The sequence below is a fragment of the Alcaligenes faecalis genome, assembly GCF_009497775.1.
GTDB classification, from domain to species: domain Bacteria; phylum Pseudomonadota; class Gammaproteobacteria; order Burkholderiales; family Burkholderiaceae_B; genus Alcaligenes; species Alcaligenes faecalis_D.
Genome location: NZ_CP031012.1, coordinates 3,864,021 through 3,882,851, shown reverse-complemented (window position 1 = coordinate 3,882,851; position 18,831 = coordinate 3,864,021). Strand labels below are relative to the sequence as shown.

At 58.5% G+C, this 18,831-nt stretch carries 18 protein-coding genes; 13 read left to right on the top strand and 5 right to left on the bottom strand.

What is annotated here, in order from left to right; all coding sequences use genetic code 11:
• The first annotated feature begins 261 nt into the window (after positions 1-261).
• Both acnA and DUD43_RS17800 read left to right on the top strand, forming a co-directional pair.
• Positions 262-3,015, top strand: a complete 2,754-nt coding sequence (acnA, locus tag DUD43_RS17805) for an aconitate hydratase AcnA (protein WP_153231328.1) — start codon at positions 262-264, stop codon at positions 3,013-3,015.
• Between the two features lie 127 nt (positions 3,016-3,142).
• Entirely contained in the window at positions 3,143-4,558 is a 1,416-nt protein-coding gene (locus tag DUD43_RS17800; RefSeq protein WP_153231327.1) for an MFS transporter, read from the top strand.
• Here DUD43_RS17800 and DUD43_RS17795 read toward each other — a convergent pair.
• The gene (locus DUD43_RS17795) at positions 4,555-5,409 is read right to left on the bottom strand and encodes an aldo/keto reductase (protein ID WP_153231326.1); all 855 of its coding nucleotides are present in this window, start codon (positions 5,407-5,409) and stop codon (positions 4,555-4,557) included. The two genes, DUD43_RS17800 and DUD43_RS17795, sit on opposite strands and share 4 nt — an antisense overlap.
• A gap of 301 nt (positions 5,410-5,710) precedes the next feature.
• Between DUD43_RS17795 and panB the strand changes: the two genes are divergently transcribed.
• Together panB and DUD43_RS17785 are read left to right on the top strand one after the other, a co-directional pair.
• Complete coding sequence (gene panB, locus DUD43_RS17790; RefSeq protein WP_009456821.1) at positions 5,711-6,532, top strand: 3-methyl-2-oxobutanoate hydroxymethyltransferase; 822 nt, start codon at positions 5,711-5,713, stop codon at positions 6,530-6,532.
• Positions 6,533-6,596: 64 nt separating this feature from the next.
• Entirely contained in the window at positions 6,597-7,562 is a 966-nt protein-coding gene (locus DUD43_RS17785; RefSeq protein ID WP_009456820.1) for a LysR family transcriptional regulator, read from the top strand.
• A 51-nt stretch (positions 7,563-7,613) separates the two neighbouring features.
• Here DUD43_RS17785 and DUD43_RS17780 read toward each other — a convergent pair whose 3' ends face one another.
• From DUD43_RS17780 to DUD43_RS17765, 4 genes are read right to left on the bottom strand one after another with little or no spacing between them, the layout of a single operon-like run.
• The gene (locus tag DUD43_RS17780) at positions 7,614-7,991 is read right to left on the bottom strand and encodes a RidA family protein (protein WP_045929449.1); all 378 of its coding nucleotides are present in this window, start codon (positions 7,989-7,991) and stop codon (positions 7,614-7,616) included.
• Complete coding sequence (locus DUD43_RS17775; RefSeq protein ID WP_153231325.1) at positions 7,991-8,896, bottom strand: alpha/beta hydrolase; 906 nt, start codon at positions 8,894-8,896, stop codon at positions 7,991-7,993. Before DUD43_RS17775 ends, DUD43_RS17780 begins: the two co-directional genes overlap by 1 nt.
• Entirely contained in the window at positions 8,896-9,768 is an 873-nt protein-coding gene (kynA, locus tag DUD43_RS17770; protein ID WP_042485651.1) for a tryptophan 2,3-dioxygenase, read from the bottom strand. Before kynA ends, DUD43_RS17775 begins: the two co-directional genes overlap by 1 nt.
• A gap of 19 nt (positions 9,769-9,787) precedes the next feature.
• The gene (locus DUD43_RS17765) at positions 9,788-9,967 is read right to left on the bottom strand and encodes a hypothetical protein (protein ID WP_153231324.1); all 180 of its coding nucleotides are present in this window, start codon (positions 9,965-9,967) and stop codon (positions 9,788-9,790) included.
• A gap of 114 nt (positions 9,968-10,081) precedes the next feature.
• On the opposite strand from DUD43_RS17765, the gene DUD43_RS17760 reads away from it, so the two are divergent.
• The 9 genes from DUD43_RS17760 to DUD43_RS17720 all read left to right on the top strand — a co-directional run bounded on the left by DUD43_RS17760 (position 10,082) and on the right by DUD43_RS17720 (position 18,824).
• Positions 10,082-10,570, top strand: a complete 489-nt coding sequence (locus DUD43_RS17760; RefSeq protein WP_153231323.1) for an Lrp/AsnC family transcriptional regulator — start codon at positions 10,082-10,084, stop codon at positions 10,568-10,570.
• A gap of 170 nt (positions 10,571-10,740) precedes the next feature.
• Entirely contained in the window at positions 10,741-11,433 is a 693-nt protein-coding gene (locus DUD43_RS17755) for a GntR family transcriptional regulator (RefSeq protein WP_153231322.1), read from the top strand.
• A gap of 35 nt (positions 11,434-11,468) precedes the next feature.
• Entirely contained in the window at positions 11,469-13,181 is a 1,713-nt protein-coding gene (gene ilvD, locus DUD43_RS17750; protein WP_153231321.1) for a dihydroxy-acid dehydratase, read from the top strand.
• 1 nt (position 13,182) lies between these two features.
• Positions 13,183-14,079, top strand: a complete 897-nt coding sequence (locus DUD43_RS17745; RefSeq protein ID WP_153231320.1) for an NAD(P)-dependent oxidoreductase — start codon at positions 13,183-13,185, stop codon at positions 14,077-14,079.
• A gap of 13 nt (positions 14,080-14,092) precedes the next feature.
• Complete coding sequence (locus DUD43_RS17740) at positions 14,093-14,923, top strand: hydroxypyruvate isomerase family protein (RefSeq protein WP_153231319.1); 831 nt, start codon at positions 14,093-14,095, stop codon at positions 14,921-14,923.
• Positions 14,924-14,926: 3 nt separating this feature from the next.
• Positions 14,927-15,874: an NAD-dependent epimerase/dehydratase family protein gene (locus DUD43_RS17735; RefSeq protein WP_153231318.1), complete on the top strand. Its 948-nt coding sequence runs from the start codon at positions 14,927-14,929 to the stop codon at positions 15,872-15,874.
• Positions 15,875-15,926: 52 nt separating this feature from the next.
• Positions 15,927-16,967, top strand: coding sequence for a TRAP transporter substrate-binding protein (locus DUD43_RS17730; protein ID WP_153231317.1), 1,041 nt, complete (start codon positions 15,927-15,929; stop codon positions 16,965-16,967).
• A 68-nt stretch (positions 16,968-17,035) separates the two neighbouring features.
• On the top strand, positions 17,036-17,539 hold the full coding sequence (locus DUD43_RS17725; RefSeq protein ID WP_228125844.1) for a TRAP transporter small permease: 504 nt from the start codon (positions 17,036-17,038) through the stop codon (positions 17,537-17,539).
• Complete coding sequence (locus tag DUD43_RS17720; RefSeq protein ID WP_153231316.1) at positions 17,532-18,824, top strand: TRAP transporter large permease; 1,293 nt, start codon at positions 17,532-17,534, stop codon at positions 18,822-18,824. Before DUD43_RS17725 ends, DUD43_RS17720 begins: the two co-directional genes overlap by 8 nt.
• Positions 18,825-18,831: the final 7 nt, after the last annotated feature.

Sequence of the window (18,831 nt, the reverse complement as noted above, 5' to 3'; positions counted from 1 at the left end):
GAGGTGGGCGAGTGCTCGAAGAAAAGGGGGCGATGAGGCCAAAAGACGGGTGGAAGGCACCTAAATGATTATACGTAAAGAATGTTTCGGAGTTTATGTAGGTGTGACGTAAGGCCACAGGAGGGACGCCGCGCGGGGCAGGGGATTTCGTCAGAGTGTAAGATGTGAAATGGTCTAGACCAATAGACAATTACCACATGTGTTTCGCTGGCTGGGTAAATTGGATGGTATCGGCCGGCACTTTTCCATGGAGATCCCGATATGAAAAGCGTAGATAGTTTTAAGGCTTTGCACCAGTTGGATGTCGGCGGGCAGTCCTACGACTACTATCGGTTGGATGCGGTTCGTGGAGATGGCCTGGATGTTGCCAGCCTGCCCTATGGTTTGAAGATCCTGCTGGAAAACTTGCTGCGCACCGAGGATGGTGGCGATGTAACGGCCGATGATATTCGCGCCCTGGCCGCCTGGGACCCTGCCGCCGAGCCCGATCGTGAAATCGCCTTTACTCCCGCACGCGTTGTGCTGCAGGACTTTACGGGTGTGCCCGCCGTTGTGGATCTGGCCGCCATGCGTGAAGCCATGCAGGCCTTGGGCGGTGATCCGCAAAAAATTAACCCCCTGGCACCGGTAGAGCTGGTTATTGACCACTCGGTGATCGTGGACGACTTCGGCAAGCCCAGTTCCTTCGAGCGCAACGTGCAGATCGAGTACGAGCGCAATATGGAGCGCTACCAGTTCCTGCGCTGGGGCCAAAGTGCTTTCGATAACTTCAAGGTCGTGCCTCCAGGCACGGGTATTGTTCACCAGGTGAACCTGGAACACTTGGCCCGTGTGGTCTTTACGCGTGACGAACAAGGCCGTCAGCTGGCGTATCCCGATACCTGTGTGGGCACGGACTCGCACACGCCTATGGTGAACGGTCTGGGCGTGGTCGCCTGGGGCGTAGGTGGTATCGAGGCCGAAGCCGCCATGCTGGGCCAGCCCATTTCCATGCTGATTCCCCGTGTGGTGGGTTTCAAGCTGACAGGTCAAATGCCTGAAGGCACCACCGCCACCGACCTGGTGTTGACGATTACCGATATGCTGCGCAAGCACGGCGTGGTCGGCAAGTTTGTGGAGTTCTACGGCCCCGGCGTCAGCGCGGTGCCTTTGGCCAACCGCGCCACCATCGGCAATATGAGCCCCGAATACGGCTCCACCATCTCCATGTTCCCGATTGACGAGGAAACCCTGCGTTATATGGAACTGACCGGCCGCAGCAAAGAGCAGATCGAGCTGGTACGCGCTTACGCCAAGGCTCAGGGCCTGTGGCACGATCCGCAGCACGAGCCTCGCTATTCCGAGCGCCTGGAGCTGGATCTGTCCACCGTTGTGCCTTCGATTGCCGGTCCCAAGCGTCCACAGGACCGCATTGCGCTGTCTTCGTCCAAATCCGCCTTCCGCACCTCGGTGCGTGACCTGCTGGGCGACGATGTGGCCACCTATGACGAGGCTGTGGAAGAAAGCTTCCCCGCGTCGGACGTGCCTTCGCACAAACCACCCGCACCGCGTAAAGCTGCTGTGAAGTTCACCTTGGCTGACGGTAGCCAGTGCGAGCTGGATCACGGTTCGGTGGTGATTGCCGCTATTACCTCGTGTACCAATACGTCCAACCCCAGCGTCATGATGGCCGCCGGTCTGCTGGCCAAGAAAGCCGTGGAAAAAGGCCTGAGCCGCAAGCCTTGGGTGAAAACCAGTCTGGCTCCGGGATCGCGCGTGGTCACGGACTACTACCAGCGTGCCGGCCTGACCTCCTACCTGGACAAGCTGGGCTTTGATCTGGTCGGCTACGGTTGCACCACGTGTATCGGTAACTCCGGTCCCTTGATTCCAGAAGTCAGCCAGGCCATTAACCAGAACGATCTGGCCGTGGTGTCCACGCTGTCCGGTAACCGTAACTTCGAGGGCCGTATTCACCCCGAAGTGAAGATGAACTACCTGATGTCGCCGCCGCTGGTGGTTGCCTACGCCTTGGCAGGCACCATGGATATCGACCTGTTCCAGGAGCCTTTGGGGCAGGGCAGCGATGGCAAGGACGTGTACCTGAAAGACATCTGGCCTTCCGCTTCTGAAGTGCAGGACGTGATCAGCAAGGCGATTGCCTCGGATATGTACCGTGATGGTTATGCCGATGTGTTCGCCGGTGACGAGCGCTGGCGCTCTCTGCCTACCCCCAAAGGGGATCGTTTCGAATGGCAGGATGATTCCACCTACGTGCGCAAACCGCCTTACTTCATTGACTTGAAGCGCGATCCAAGCCCTGTCTCGGATATTCGCGGTGCGCGCGTGCTGGCCAAGCTGGGTGATTCGGTGACCACTGACCACATCAGCCCAGCCGGTTCGATTGCCCGTACTTCGCCAGCGGCTACGTACTTGATGGATCACGATGTCAAACCGCAGGATTTCAACTCCTACGGCTCGCGTCGCGGTAACCATGAAGTCATGATTCGCGGCACTTTTGCCAACGTGCGTCTGCGTAACCAGCTGGCTCCGGGCACGGAAGGTGGCTACACACGCGACTTCACGCAAGATGGTGCACCGGTGGCAACGATTTACGATGCCTCGCGCAACTACTTGAATGCCGCTATCCCGCTGGTGATTCTGGCCGGCAAGGAATACGGTTCGGGTTCCTCGCGTGACTGGGCTGCCAAAGGCACGGTGCTCTTGGGTGTACGTGCCGTGATTGCCGAGTCTTACGAGCGTATTCACCGCAGCAACTTGCTGGGTATGGGCGTAATGCCTTTGCAGTTCCCGGCCGGTCAAAATGCCGAAACCCTGGGCCTGACGGGCGATGAAGTCTTTGATATCGAAGGCATTAGCGCCCTGAATCAGGACAAGATCCCCGAGAAGGTCAAAGTGCGTGCGGGCGATATCGAATTCGAGGCCCTGGTCCGAATTGATACGCCTAGCGAAGCGCATTACTACCGTCACGGCGGTATCATGCAGTACGTTTTGCGGGGCTTGTTGAAAGCGTAAGCCCGGCAGCAGGCCAGGGCGTGTGCAAGCACGCCAAACAGTGCGTCAGTTGTGCTCTGTGCAACTGGCGCACTTGTGTGTTGGAAGGGCCGGCACTGTTGCCGGCTCTTTGTTTGGATAAAGAAAAATGGCAAATACCCAAGAAGCGTCTTGGTCTGAATTACTGTCTGGCCGTAATGGCTTGCGCTCGCTGGCCCTGGCCGGGGGCGTGGCTGTCCATGCGATCAACGTCTACGTGGCGACCACGATTCTGCCCTCGGTGGTGGAGGATATTGGCGGGCTGGAGTACTACGCCTGGAACACGACCTTGTTCGTGGTGGCCTCGATTCTGGGTTCGGCCCTGTCGCCACAAGTCCTGGAAAAACTGGGTCTGCGACACAGCTTTTTGCTGTCCTTGCTGTTCTTTGCCATTGGCACGACCTTGTGCGCGGCAGCACCTTCCATGCCTTTCCTGCTCTTTGCCCGCACGATTCAAGGCTTGGGCGGCGGCTTGCTGCTGGGTCTGAGCTATTCCTCGATCCGGCTGGTGTTTGAAGAGCGACTTTGGCCGCGCGTCATGGCGCTGGTGTCCAGCATGTGGGGCGTGGCAACCTTGTCGGGCCCGGCGATTGGCGGGGTGTTTGCCCAGATGGGGCAGTGGCGTCTGGCCTTCTGGAGTGTCCTGCCGTGTGCCGCTTTGCTGGCTATTCTGGTCTGGACGCAATTGCGCGATGCGCGTGCGCCTGAGACTCGTAAATCCGGCTCCACCCTGGGCAAGGTATTGCTGCTGACCGCCTCTGTGCTGGTCATGTCGGCGGGGAGTCTGTCTACATCCTGGATGATTAATCTGGCCGGAGTCGTGGGCGGCGCTGTGTTGGTGTATTTGATGGCGCGTGCCGACAGCAAATCCACCAGCCGCCTGTTTCCGCAGGGCACCTATTCCATCAGCACGGCCTTGGGTAGTCTGTACGCCGGTATTGGTCTGGTCAGCGTGGCGGTGGCAACGGAAATCTTCATTCCGTATTTCCTGCAGATCATCCACCACATGAGTCCGCTGAAAGCAGGCTATCTGACAGCCTTGATGTCCGGTGGCTGGACCTTGGGTTCTATTGCCAGTTCCAGCCGTGGGCTGAAAACCGGGGACAGGCTGATTATTGCCGGGCCGGTGTTATCAGGCTTGTCGCTTGCCGCCTTGGGCGTTTTCATCCCGTGGGTGGGCTTGAGCGAAGGCGCGGACTATTCCTGGGCCCTGTATCTGGCCTTGCTGGGAGTGGGTGTCGGAATTGGTCTGGCCTGGCCGCATCTGCTGACGCGGGTGTTTCATTCCGCACCCAAGGGGCAGGAGAATATTGCCTCGGCCGCCATTACCACCTTGCAGTTGTTCACGATGGCATTGGGCGCGGCTTTGGCGGGGATCATCACGACAGCCTCGGGCTTTGTGGACCCCGGTGGGGTGCAGGGCGCACGCCAGTCGGCGCAGGCTCTGCTGTGGCTGTTTGCCCTGGCGCCCCTTCTTGCAGCCTTCTTGTCCGGGCCTGCGCGTCGGGTGCGCCCCAAGGCCTAGCCTTGGACGGTGCTTTTGGGCAGGCGGAACAGTTCTGGATCCGGGCCAAGACGGCCTTCGGCCTGGTCCAGGCTGGCAATCGCTGCCATATCGGCTTCGCTTAGCTCGAAGCTGAAAATGTCCATATTGTCGCGCTGGCGCTCGGGGGAGTTGGACTTGGTAATCACCATATTGCCCAGCTGAATCTGCCAGCGCAGCATGATTTGCGCCACGGAACGGCCATGTTCCTTGGCAATCTTGTTCAACACCGGGTTGTCCCACAGCGTGCCCAATCCCAGCGGGCTCCAGGCTTGTGTCTGGATGGCGTGGTCTTCATGGTAGTGACGTGATTCGGCCTGCTGAAAACCGGGGTGCAGCTCGATCTGGTTCAGCACGGGCAACACGCCCGTCTTGTCCAGCAAGGTTTGCAGGTGCTGGGGCAGGAAGTTGCACACACCAATCGACTTCACGCGGCCTTCATTGCGCAGATTGATCAGTGTCTCCCAGGTCTGGATGTACTGGCGGTTCTTGGGCACGGGCCAGTGAATCAGGTACAGATCCACATAATCCAGCTGCAGCTTGTCCATGCTTTCTTCAAAGCCCGCACGGGTATTGTCGTGGCCATGCATGTCATTCCACAGCTTGGTGGTCACAAACAGCTCTTCGCGTGGCACCTTGGACTGACGAATCCCTTGGCCGACCTCGGCTTCGTTGCCGTAGATGGCGGCGGTATCGATCAGGCGGTAGCCTGCTTCGATGCCACTGCACACCACATCGGCCGTTTGCTCGGCAGGTACCTGCCAGACGCCCATGCCCAGTTGCGGCGCACGGTTATCGTCGTGGAAGGTGATTGTTGGGGGGGTAGTCGACATAGGTCTCTCCTCGGTTGAGTGCACGGCAAAACAGCCAGGACATGGCTGCTGAAACCACCGCGCATTGGGAACGATCGGGCTCTAGCGTACAGGCAGTGTCAAAGAAAATGTCCTTAAAAGGACCTGAATCCGCATGGGATGGACACGTGAAGCTTGTACGTAGGCAGGAAATTAGCTTATTGTTTTTTGTCCTGCGGCGATTATAGAGGCGCCGACTGGATATTTTCTCAAGATGATGCAATCTGCATCATTCATAATCCCATATAAGCGTTAGCTCTATGGGATTCCAGATGGAGTAAGTATGAGCGTACATACCACGCAGGTTCGCGTTAGCGTTCCCGCCCTGATCGCCTGCAAGGGCAAACAAAAAATTGCTTCGTTAACAGCCTACATCGCGCCTATCGCACGTATGCTGGACGAGCACCTGGATATGATTCTGGTGGGCGATTCGACCGCTATGGTGGGCTATGCAATGCCCGACACCCTAAGCATTACGGTCGATATGATGGCGGCCCATGCTGCTGCCGTGGTGCGTGCGACTCAACATGCTTGTATTGTCGTGGATATGCCGTTTGGCAGCTATCAGGAATCACCCCAGCAGGCATTTGCCAATGCATCGCGTATGCTCGCCATCAGCGGTGCCCAATCGGTGAAGCTGGAAGGTGGCCAGGCCATGGCTGAAACCACACGCTTCCTGGTCGAGCGCGGCGTGCCCGTGCTGGCTCACGTGGGTTTGATGCCTCAGTACGTCAACACCATGGGTGGCTATAAAGCCCAAGGCATGACAGATGCCGCTGCCCAGCGCGTGCTGGAAGATGCCGTGGCTCACGCACAGGCGGGTGCCTGGGGTGTGGTGCTGGAAGGCGTGGCAGAAGGCCTGGGTCGCCGTATTACTGAAACCATCGCCATTCCAACCATCGGTATCGGGGCTTCCCCCGCATGTGATGGCCAGGTTCTGGTGACGGAAGACATTCTGGGTCTGACCAATGGCAAGATCCCCAAATTCGCCAAACCCTACGCGGATGTGGGCGCTTTGATCTCCCAGGCAGCCGGTCAATACGCGGCTGAAGTGCGTGATGGTTCTTTCCCCACGCTGGATCAATGTTTCGGTGTGAAACGCTAGTCCGGCTAACTATTCCGCATTAGAATATTCCGTGTTGATAAATGCGGCATTCACATAGAACGACATGGAAATTCGCCAATTAGAAGCTTTTGCAGCGGTGATGTCTGCTGGCAGTGTTACCGCTGCCGGCCGACTGCTGGACCGCTCCCAGCCCGTGGTTAGCCGCCAGATCCAGGAGCTGGAACAGGAATTGGGCTTCAGGCTCTTTACCCGCACCCGTCCGCAGGTCACCCTGACCGAGCAAGGGCGCGAGTTCTATCTGGAAGCCCGGCCTGTACTGATGAATCTGGAGGTGCTGCAAAGCCGTGCTCTGGAAATCGCCCGTGGGGGCCTGCGGCCCCTGCGTATCGTGACCACTCACGCCTTGGCGATTGGCCTGGTGCCGCAAGCGCTGGGCATCATGGAGCAGCACGATCCGGCCTTCAAGCAAAAGCTGATTATTGATACGGTGAAACCGGAAGAAGTGGTGCAAGCCATCGACGAAGGGCGAGCAGATCTGGCAGTGACCAGTCTGCCGCTGGACATTGATGGCTGCACCTTGCATTGGTCGGGGCAAAGCCCGTGCCTGCTGGGCATGGCCGTGAACCATCCTCTGGCCAAACAGGAACTGGTACGTCTTAGTGACATTCAGGGCACACCCCTGATTTCCATCCAGAACCGCCACCGTTTGCGCCATACCCTGGCAACCGCCTTGCTACGTGCCAGTCCGGAAGCCCCGGAAGATATCCGTCATATCGAGGTTGCCTCGTCTCTGGAAGGCCTGGTTCTGGCCAGCCAAGGGGTAGGCGTGTCCTTGATTGACCCTTTCACCGCCCACGGCCTGCCACTGCCTAACGTCGTGCTGCGCCCGATTGATATCCACGTGCCTTATATGGTCGGCGTGGTGTCCTTGCGATCCCGCGAACTGCGTCCTGATGCGCAACGTCTGGTCGAAGCCATGCGGCAGTATGTGCTGCAATTCATCCCGCGCTTTGTGCTGGGGGATGACACAGGTTTGCCAAGCACGCAGGACCCATTCGACTCGCTGTAATCAGGCGGGTGCTGCCAGGTTTTGACCGCAGCGTGCCCGCCTTTTTCAGCTTCAAGGAATCATGGCGTAAGCCACCACCTCCAGCTTCATGCCCGGCTCCACCAAGGCCGCAACGCCTACGCTGGCGCGGTTGGGGAAGGGCGCGGAGAAAAACTCCCGGTACACCTTGTCGATGATGTCCATGTCGGCAACATCGGTCATGTAGATCAGCACTTGGGTGACATTTTCCAGGCTGCCACCCGCCGCTTGCGTGGCCCGCTGCATATTCGCAAAGGTCAGGCGAGCTTGCTGCTCAATGCTTCCCGTATCGATGCTGCCGTCCGGCCGCACAGGCCCGTTCACCATGAACAGCATTTCCCCTTTGGCTTTGACGGCCCAGGAAAACGCTTGCTTCAGGGGCGGAAGTCCGACGTCGACAACTTGTTTCATCACTTGCTCCGAGTAGAGGTGACCGGCAGCGACGCAAAGAGCGCGTGCGTGGCATCGCCCAAGCGGGTGTTGGGACGAGCCTGGTCAAGAATGACATCGAAGTGGTTGCGTGCTGGCATTTCGATGGGGGGCAGATACTGGGCACCGAGTGCGTTCAGCGCATCAGCAAAAGTCTGGCTCTGGCGCTTGAACTCCGAAGTTTCAATTTCTCCCCAGCTGATGATGGTGGGCGGAAAGCCCGTCAGATCAAGCAGTTGCGGGCTGATCGCTTGTGCGCTTGCTACATCCAGGGACAGTGCCTCATTGATGCTGGTGCCAATCAGGGGTTGCAAGTCATAAATGCCGGAAACCAGCACTGCTGCTGCAGGCGCGCCTACCGGCAAATCGGCATCATCCTTCCACCCACGCAAGCAGCACATGGCCGCCAGATGCGCCCCGGCAGAACTGCCGGAAACGATGATGCGTTGCGGGTCAAAGCCCAGTTCTTCACCGTGTTGATGCAGCCAGCGCAGTGCCTTGCGGCACTCCAGCACCATGTCGTGGACAGAGGCTTGCGGTGCCAGGGTGTAATCAATGGCGGCAAAGGCAATACCCGCGTCCGTGCAATCCGGGGCCGAGAACAAGGAGGAGGCCTTGGACAGCTCCTGCCAGTAGCCGCCATGAATAAACAGCAGCAGCGGCGGGAGGGATTCCGAGTCCTGCGGCGCAGGCAAAAAGAGGTCCAGCTTATGCGCGGCGGCACTGCCGTAGGCAAGCTCGGCATGGCGCGATCCACTTTGCAGAGCCGCTGCGCTAAGCGTGGCGTAGTCCTCGATGTAGGGCGCGTAGTTCCCGCCTATACAGGAGCTGGGCGAATATTCGCGCTCGCGCTCCTGCGCGGAGAGTAAGTCGTGTGGAGCCTGCATTACAGCGCGGTCCGAACAGTCCAGATCTCGGGGAACAGCACAACATCCAACATCTTGCGCAGGTAGCTGACGCCGCCTGTGCCACCGGTGCCGCGCTTGAAGCCGATAACGCGTTCCACAGTCGTGACATGACGGAATCGCCAAAGACGGAAGGCGTCCTCAATGTCGGTCAGTTTCTCGCCCAGCTGGTACAGATCCCAGTGCGCATACGGGTCACGGTAAACCTGCAGCCAGGCGGCTTCGACCTCGGGGCTGGCCACGTAGGGCTGCGTCCAGTCACGGTCCAGATATTCGGCAGGAATGTGGAAACCCTGGCGGGCCAACAGGCGCAGCGATTCGTCGTACAGCGAAGGTGCACGGTAGGCCGCTTCCACCTGGCGGAGCAGGTCAGGGCGGTGCGCATGTGGCTTGAGCATGGCGGCGTTCTTGTTGCCCAGAGCAAATTCAATGCAGCGATACTGCGCGCTTTGAAAGCCGCTGGAGCTGGCCAGATAAGGCCGCATGGCGGTGTATTCCGGCGGGGTCATGGTCGACAGCACAGTCCAGGCACTGACCAGTTGCTCCATGATGCGCGAGACACGCGCCAGCATCTTGAAGCTGTCGGCATAGCGGTCGGCGGCGACCGAGGCGGTGGCCGCGTTCAGTTCGTGCAGCATCAGTTTCATCCAGAGTTCGCTGGTCTGGTGCTGGATGATGAACAGCATTTCGTCGTGGGCAGGCGAGAGCGGGTGTTGAGCGCCCAGCACCTCGTCCAGGTGCAAGTAGTCGCCATAGCTCATGGATTGGCTGAAATCCAACTGCGCTTTTTCTTCCGAAACAATGCGCTCTGTCTCGCCGATTCCCTTGTCAGCCGATGCTTTGGAAGCATTCATTTGTTCTGTTCCCGGTACGTTAATAATGACCTGTGCGACGTGTGGAACAGGTCGCGTGGGTCGATAGAAAACCAAAGTCGCGTTGCGCGCCGAGGGGAGCTTGCAGTGCATCGTGCCCGAAGGTCTCCATCAGCGGCAGGATGCGGTCACCCGAGTAGGCGGGCATAGGGGTAAAGCTGAAATTTGTCTGTGGTTTCATTATTTCATCCCACTTAAATTTATGCGTTGATCTTATGGATTTAAGGGTCTTGCGCCAAGCTGTTTTTTATAGAAGCATAACTTTTTCTGAAAAACTTAAAAAACGGGTTTTTTTATGCAAATAGAACTGGATGAGGTGGACTGCAGTTTGCTGGCCGAGCTGCAACGAAACGCCCGGCTGACAACGAGCGAGCTGGCGCAAAAAGTGGGCATATCGCAGTCGCCCTGCTGGCGCCGGATTCGACGCATGGAAGAAGCCGGGCTTATTTCAGGCTACCACGCCCGGCTGGATCGGCGCGGCCTGGGCTATGGCGTGGTGGCCTTCGTCAGCATCAGTGTGGACTTCCAAAATGAAGAGCGTTCGGTGCAGTTTGTGGAGGCCGTGCGCGATATTCCGGAGGTGGTGATGTGCCACGGTATTGCCGGTCCGGCCGACTTTTTGCTGATGGTCGTGGCCAAGGATCTGGACAGCTATTCGGAATTGTTGCAAAGAAAATTGCATCGTTTGCCAGGGGTTCGGCAAGCGCAAACCAGCTTTTCATTGCAGGAATTTAAGGGCCTTAACGAGCTGCCGATCCCAGCAATGGCGGCCCCTGTGGGCTGATTGACTGCCTTGCAAAACCGGAGACGTGGCTCGCTCACAAGGCCAGCCGCGTTTTTCATCACGAATTAGGTGGCTAAGGGTTAGCTCTGATTTGTTGTCGTAGAAGTCCGTCCTTAGAATTGATCAAAAATCACAAATCTTTGCTCGAATTCACTTTGTGACGGAATTTAATGAAACATTCAGATGCTGCAAGCACAAGCGCTCCGCTCGAAGCTTTTCAACCCATCGTTCGGCAATCCGTCAACGAAGCGGTCTATCAAGCCCTACGCAACAAGCTGATGCACGGTGAGTACCGTGCCGGCCAAGTGCTTGGCATTCAGTACCTGGCCGATGCGCTGGGCACCAGCACCATGCCAGTGCGCGAAGCACTGCGCCGTCTGGTGGCGCAGCAAGGGCTGGAGCCTTTGCCTAACGGCACCACCCGTGTTCCCTTGATCACCAAAGCCTGCCTTAGCGATATTCGCCGCGCCCGCGTGTTGATCGAAGGCACCGTCACCGAGTGGGCAGGCCCTCTCCTTACTTCGTCCGTGCTGGATCAGCTGGAACAACTGGCGCAAGAAATTACACAAGAGCGCCGCACGCCCAAAGGCGTGGCCAGCAGCCTGGAAAAAAACCGGATCTTTCATTTCACGATTTACGGAGCCGCGCAGTCTCCCGTCATGCTCGCCATGATCGAGAGCCTGTGGCTGCAGTCGGGCGCGTATTTGCGTGAAACCCGTGAGCAACTGCACAACGAAGACTCCGCCGATCAACTGCACGAATCCACCGTCAAAGCGCTGCGCGCGGGCAAGTTTGCCGAGGCGCGCCAATACATTCAGGAAGATGTTTCCTGGATATTCGACCGCCTGGATCTGGCCGATTAAATCGATCTTTCAACTACTCATCACCACCAAAGACCATGCTAAAAAAACATAGATCAAAAGCAGTGACCGAGGGCGTGACTCGCACCCCACACCGAGCCTTTCTGCGTGCAACAGGCCTGGACGATGATGATCTGGACCGCTCGATGGTCGCCATCATTGGAACCGCCGGAGACAACACGCCCTGTTCCAAATCGCTGGGCCCGCAGGCAGACAGCGTGCGCCTGGGTGTCGCCCAGGGTGGTGGCGTACCCGTCATGATGAACACGATTTCCGTGTCCGATGGCACCTCCATGAACCACGCTGGCATGCGCATGAGCCTGGTCTCGCGCGAGATGATTGCCGACAGCATGGAAATAGCCGTGCGTGGTCATGCCTATGACGCTCTGGTCGGTTTGGGCGGCTGCGACAAGACACTGCCCGGCACCTTGATGGCCATGGCGCGACTCAACGTCCCTTCGGTTTTCATTTACGGTGGTTCCATGTTGCCGGGCTACTCGCCCGATGGCACTGAAAACACGGTGCTGACTGCTATTGAAGGGGTGGGCCGCTACCAGACTGGCTCGATTTCTCTGGAGCAACTGCACGGCATTGAGCGCACCTGTGCCATGACCGTGGGCTCCTGTCCGGGTCAGTTCACGGCCAACACCATGGGTATGGTGGCAGAGGCCCTGGGCCTGTCTTTTCTGGGTTCCTCGACCACTCCGGCGGTCTACAGCCAACGACACGCGCTGGCTCGTCGCGCCGGTCGCCGTGTGATGGAGATTCTGGAAAACGGTGGTCCTTTGCCGCGTGATCTCATCACTCGCAAGAGCCTGGAGAATGCCACTGCTGCTGTCGCCGCGACTGGCGGATCGACCAACGTGGCCTTGCATATTCCCGCCATTGCGCACGAAGTCGGTATTCGTTTCACCACGGACGATATGGCCGAGGTATTCAACCGCACGCCATTGATTGCCGACTTGCAGCCCGGTGGCCGTTATCTGGCACGTGACCTGGACGTGATCGGCGGGGTGCCCGTCGTGCTTAAGGCCCTCTTGAAAAGCGGCCACCTGCATGGCGATGTGCTGACTATTACCGGCGAAACCTTGGCCGAGGCTCTGGAGCGCTTCCCCGATGTGGATGGTCGTATCGTGCGCAGCAGCGATCAGCCTATTCATGCATCGGGTGGTCTGGTCGTACTCAAGGGCAATCTGTGCCCTGATGGCGCCTTGCTGAAAATTGCTGGCTTGAAGTCTCTGGTATTTGACGGGCGCGCACGCGTTTTTGAAACCGAAGAAGACTGTATGGCGGTGGTATCCAAGCAGGCCTATGAGGCTGGCGACGTACTGATTATCCGTAACGAAGGCCCTAAAGGCGGACCCGGTATGCGCGAGATGCTAAGTGTCACTGCCGCCATTTATGGTCATGGCAATGGCGAAAAAGTGGCACTGCTCACCGATGGCCGTTTCTCCGGTGCGACACGTGGCATGTGTATCGGTTATGCCAGCCCTGAAGCCGCTGCCGGTGGGAACATCGGTTTGGTGCGCGATGGCGACCGTATCACCATCGACGCTACCCAAAGCAGCATGCAGCTGCATGTGTCCGATGAGGAACTGGCCGTACGCCGGGCGCAATGGAAACCCTACATACGAGACCGTTTGGCTGGTGCGTTGGAGAAATACGCACGCCTGGTTGGACCGACCAATGAAGGGGCTGTGACCCATTCGGGTGCTGCCGAGTGGCCGCAAGAACAGCTTGAGGACGTATAAGATGAAACTCGGTTTTTGCGGTTTGGGATTGATGGGGGCTGCCATGGTGCAGCGCCTGCTGAAAGCGGGTCACGAGGTCAAAGTCTGGAACCGTTCCAGAGAAAAGGCCGAGCCGCTGGCGGCGCTGGGTGCGCAGGTCGTAAGCACTCCACGCGAAGCGGCTGAAGGCGCTGACGGCGTTTTGTTATGCCTGTTTGATGCCAAGGCTGCCGAGGCCGTGGTATTTGGCGCGGACGGTATTGCTCAGGCAGCGGGCCTCAAATGGCTGGTGGATCACTCCAGTATCGACCCCGAGGCCACACGCAAGCTGGCCGCTCGTTTGGCGGAAAGCTGCGGCGCTGACTGGATTGACGCTCCGGTGTCCGGCGGCATTCCCGGCGTGGAGGCCGGTACGCTGGCCATCATGACAGGCGGTAGCGAAACCCATATGCCCGAAGCCGAGGCCGCCATGCGCGCCTACGCCGGCAATATCACCCATATGGGGCCTTCCGGGACCGGGCAGGCAACCAAGCTGTGCAACCAGGCCATCGTGGCAACCTCAATTGCGGCATTGGCTGAAGCCATTGGCTTTGCCCAGCGCAATAACATCAATGTGGACAAGCTGGCGCCTGCGCTGGCGGGTGGATGGGCGGACTCCAAGCCCTTGCAGATCTTCGCCCCGCGCATGATAGAGGCCCAGGCAAAAAGCATTGGTGCGCTCTCGACCATGCTCAAGGATATCGACACCTTGATTGCCAATGCTCAACAAAGCGGTGCGCCTATGCCGGTTGCGGCCAGCGTGCAGCAAATGTTGCGCGTGGCAAGCGCCATGGGTCTGGGTCAGGCCGAAGTGTCTGCTTTGGTCAGCGTTGTTTTGCCCGAGCAGCGTGACGCCTTCCTTCGTCAGATCAACGCGTAAGACAGGCGGCCCCATGCAACTATCCGCTAATCTCAGCTGGTTGTATCGGCATATGGACTGGAGCGAACGCTTTGAGGCTGCGGCGGCCGATGGCTTTCAGGGCGTCGAGATTTTGCTGCCCTATGACTATTCTCCCGCCTGGTATGCCAGTCAGCTGCAAGCCGCCAAGCTGGAGCTGACGCTGATCAATACACCTATAGGCGAGGGGCAGGGCAGATTGGGCTGGGCGGCCATTCCCGGCGCACAGGCCCAGTTCCAGGAAGCTTTTGATCGCGCCCGTGCTGTGGCACAGGTTACCGGCTGCCGCCGTATCCATGTGATGGCGGGGGATGTCAGCCCCTTCGCGCAGGAAGACTGTCGGGCCGCACTGCTCGGCAATCTGGAACAGGCTTTGGCCTTGGCTGAAGCGGATGACCTGGTGCTGACGCTGGAAGCGCTCAACCGCAGCGATATGGCCGGGTATTTCTACTATCTGCCCGAGCAGGTGATTGAGGTGCTCCAGCACTTCAATTCCCCGCGCCTGCGTCTGCAGTTTGACTACTACCACTGCGTCAAAGAAAGCCTGGACGTCCCTTCCAGTGTGGCGGCCTGTGCGCCGTGGATCGGCTATGTGCAGATCGCGGGTGCCGATGGGCGCTACGAGCCGGATCTTGCACAACATGATTTGCTGGCAGGCGTGGCGGCCTTGCCCGCCCTGGCTTACGACAGCTGGCTGGGCTGCGAGTATCAGCCTCGCGGACTGCCATCAGAAGGTTTGGCCTGGTGTCAGCCTTTGCGGGATCGCGGTGTGCTGGCTGCGCCACGTCGCCGTGATGCTGCTTGCACGCAGGCTGCTGGGAGATAAGCCATGAAGCATGTCTTGATTACCGGCGCCAACGGCTACATCGGCCAAGCGCTTGCCCGTGCGGTGGCCAAACTGCTTGAAGCCAACGAGATTCAAAGCCTGACGCTGACTGATCTGGCCTTTGAAGAGCAAAGCCATCACCACGTGCCTGGCCTGCGCTGCATTAGTGGTGACCTGGCCGATAAAACCGTGCTGGAAGCAGTGTTGTCGCCAGCACCCGATACGGTTTTTCATCTGGCATCGGTGACCAGTCGGCTGGCTGAGGAGAATTTCGCACTGGGTTTGCGCGTCAATATAGACGGCACCATAGGCTTGTTTGAGCATCTGCGACAGCAAGGACAGTGCCCCGTTGTGGTGTATGCCAGCAGTATCGGCGTCTTTGGGACGCCCCTACCCCAGCAGGTGGACGACGACACGCCCGTCGCACCTACTTTAAGTTATGGAACGCAGAAGCGGATGGTGGAACTGCTGCTGGCCGATTACAGCCGCCGGGGTTTTCTGGATGGCCGCTCGGTTCGCTTGCCTACCGTGGTCGCCAGACCCATGACCGCCGAAACGGCGCTGTCTTCCTTTGCCAGTTCTTTGATCCATGCCTTGGCTGCGGGCAGCACCTACGAGTGCCCCATCGGCCCGCAAGGGTGGATCTGGCTGCTTTCCTTGCCCGCCTGTGTGCGGCACCTTCTGACAACAGCGAGCCTGGAAGCGGCTCGCTTGCCTGCTGGTCGGGTGTGGAATCTTCCCGCCCAGCGTCTTCAGGTGGCAGAGCTGGTACAGGCTGCCAAAACCCGCTATGGCCGGGGGGCCGATGCGGGATTGAGCTTTCAGTCCAACCCTCAGTTTGACCAGCAGTTTGCCCAGTGGCCGCCTTTGACAACGGCAATCGCCACGCAGCTGGGCATGCATCATGACGGCGATGCCAAAACCTTGATTGAGCAGGCCCTTGTCTCCTGACGGGCCTGGCTAACTATACCTATAACGATCTACCACCAAAAAGGATTTCCCCATGAAGAACCGATGGATTTCTCGCCTGTTGGGTATGGCCTTAACCAGCCTGGCAGTGGCCGCTGGTCCCGCAAAAGCGGACAAGCCTGTGGAGCTGACTTTTTCTGCCTGGATTCCGCAAACGCATGTTCTGGTGGCGAACTTCATGAAGCCCTGGGCCAAAGAGGTGGAGCAGGCCACTGAAGGGCGCGTCAAGATCAACTTCCTGACCAAGGCCGTGACCAACCCGGTTGGGCACCTGGATGCGGTGCGCAATGGCATTGTGGATCTGGCCTTTATTTCCTACTCCTATTACCCCGGCAATTTCGATTTGATGAAATTTGCCATGCTGCCGTTCTCGGGCAATAGCGCCGAGTCCACCTCGCTGGCGGCCTGGGACATCTACAGCAAGTACCTGCAAGATGCCAAAGAGCATCGCGGCATCAAATTGCTTGGCTTGTATGGCCACGGCCCAGGCAGTGTCTACACAACCGAGAAGCAAGTGCAGAACATTGCCGACTTCGAGGGCCTGAAGCTGCGCATTGGTGGTGGCATGCAGGCTGATCTGTCCAAGGCGCTGAAGGTGAACGCGGTTGTGAAACCGGCTTCCGAATCGTACGAGCTGTTGAGCACCGGCGTGGTGGATGGCGTGCTGTTCCCGCCCGAGTCCGTTGCTTCCTTCCGCCTGGATACAGTGGTCAAGCACGCCACGGTTTTCCCCGGTGGCCTCTATGCCGATCTGCACGGCATCATCATGAACCCGAGCGCCTTTGACCGGCTGTCTGAAAAGGACCGCGAGATCCTGATGAGCCTGTCCGGTGAGCATATTGCCCGCATGGGCGGCAAGGCCTGGGGTGACGCGGACGTAGCCGCCATGAAGATTCTGGAAGAGCACAAGGTGCAATTTCATCCTGCCAGCGATGAGCTGATTGCCGCCGTCAAAGAGCGCACAGCGTCCTTCGAGCAGGCATGGCTGGATGCCGCCAAGGCCAAGGGCATAGACGGGCCTGCTGTGCTGGCCGAGTTCCGTGCCGACCTGAAGCAGCGGGAAAGCGCCAACTGATCAGCACACGCAGACTGTCTTGAACCTGCTGTGCGCCTCGTGCGCCAGCAGTCCCGGAGCTACAAAGCATGAACTCCATTCTCTCTTTATTAAGAGCGGGTCTTCGACGTCTGACTGAGTTATGCATGGTCGCGCTGGCCTTGCTGACTTTGGCTGATGTATTAGGGCGCTACATTTTCAACGTATCGGTCATGGGGGCGGTAGAGCTGACCGAAGTACTGATGGTGGGTGTGATTTTCTGCGGCATCGTGTTTGCCACGATGGAACGCGAACACGTGGTGGTGGATCTGGTGCCCATTCCGGGAGGGGAGAAGGGCACCCGTGTGGTCCATGTTGCCAGCCATTTGCTGGCCGCCGGAATCAGCGCCTTGCTGGCGATGGTCAGCTGGACACAAGCCGAGTCGGCGGCCGAGTACGCTGATCAGACCACCTTGCTGGGGCTGCCACTGGCCCCGGTTGTTTATTTCATGAGCATCATGCTGTTCGTCAACACTATCGTGGAGCTGGCTCAGCTTCGTCGAGACCTGAACGCAGACACGGCCCATCTGGAAGAAGAGGCACAGAATGACTGAAGCACTGATTGGCTTTGCAGCCATGCTCCTCTTGATCTTCCTGCGGGTGCCGGTGGCGTTTTCCATGGCCCTGGTGGGCTTTATTGGCGTGGGCATCATGCGCAATTGGCCTTCTGCCTACGCCATGACCGGCGCAGTGGTACGTGAAAGTGGTTTTCAGTATTTGCTGTCTGTGCTGCCGCTGTTCATTTTGATGGGTAACTTCATTACGCAAGCCAAGTTGTCCAAAGAACTCTATGCCGCTGCGTATGCCTTCCTGGGGCATCGTAAAGGTGGCTTGGCCATGTCTACAGTGGTGGCCTGTGGTGGTTTTGGTGCGGTATGTGGCTCCAGTCTGGCAACAGCGGCCACCATGTCCAAGGTGGCGTATCCGGAAATGCGCAGACTGGGCTATAGCCGTGCGCTGGCTTCCGGTTCCATCGCTGCCGGTGGCACGCTGGGCATTCTGATTCCGCCTTCTATTGTCATGGTGGTCTATGCCATCCTGACCGAACAAAGCATAGGCAAGATGTTTGCCGCCGGTATTTTACCGGGCTTGCTGGCTATTGTTTTCTACCTTCTGGCGGTGCGCTGGACGATCTGGCGCGACCCCAATGCGGGCCCTCCCGGCGAGCGCATGAGCTGGAAAGAGCGTTTGCGCGCATTGCGTGATGTCTGGGGTGTGTTGGTGCTGTTCATCATCGTCATGGGCGGTATTTACGGCGGGATCTTCAGTTCCACCGAGGCCGCTGGGATTGGTGCTTGTGGTGCCTTCCTGTTCGCGTTGCTGCGTGGGCGGCTGAACTGGCAAATCCTCTCCAACGTGTTGGTTGAGTCGGCTCGTACCACGGGTATGCTGTTCATGGTGCTGATTGGTGCCTTGCTGTTTTCCAGCTTCATCAACTTCACCTCCATGCCTGGCGACTTGCAGGATTGGGTGCAGCAGTTCGACATGAGCCCGATCGTGGTGATCCTGCTGATTTGCGCGATTTACATCGTACTGGGCAGTGTGCTGGAAAGCATGTCCATGGTCTTGCTGACCGTGCCCATTTTCTACCCGCTGGTGCAGCACCTGGGCTTTGACCTGATCTGGTTCGGCATCATTGTGGTGGTGGTCACTGAAATCAGCTTCATCACTCCGCCCGTGGGCATGAACGTGATGGTTCTGAAAAGCCTGCTGCCCGACGTGAAGATGAGCACGCTGTATCGGGGTGTGATTCCCTTCGTGGTAGCCGACGTTTTCCGCCTGGCCGTGCTTTTGGCCTTCCCGGTCATCTCGCTGCTCTTGCCCAAATACCTTGGATAAAAACGGA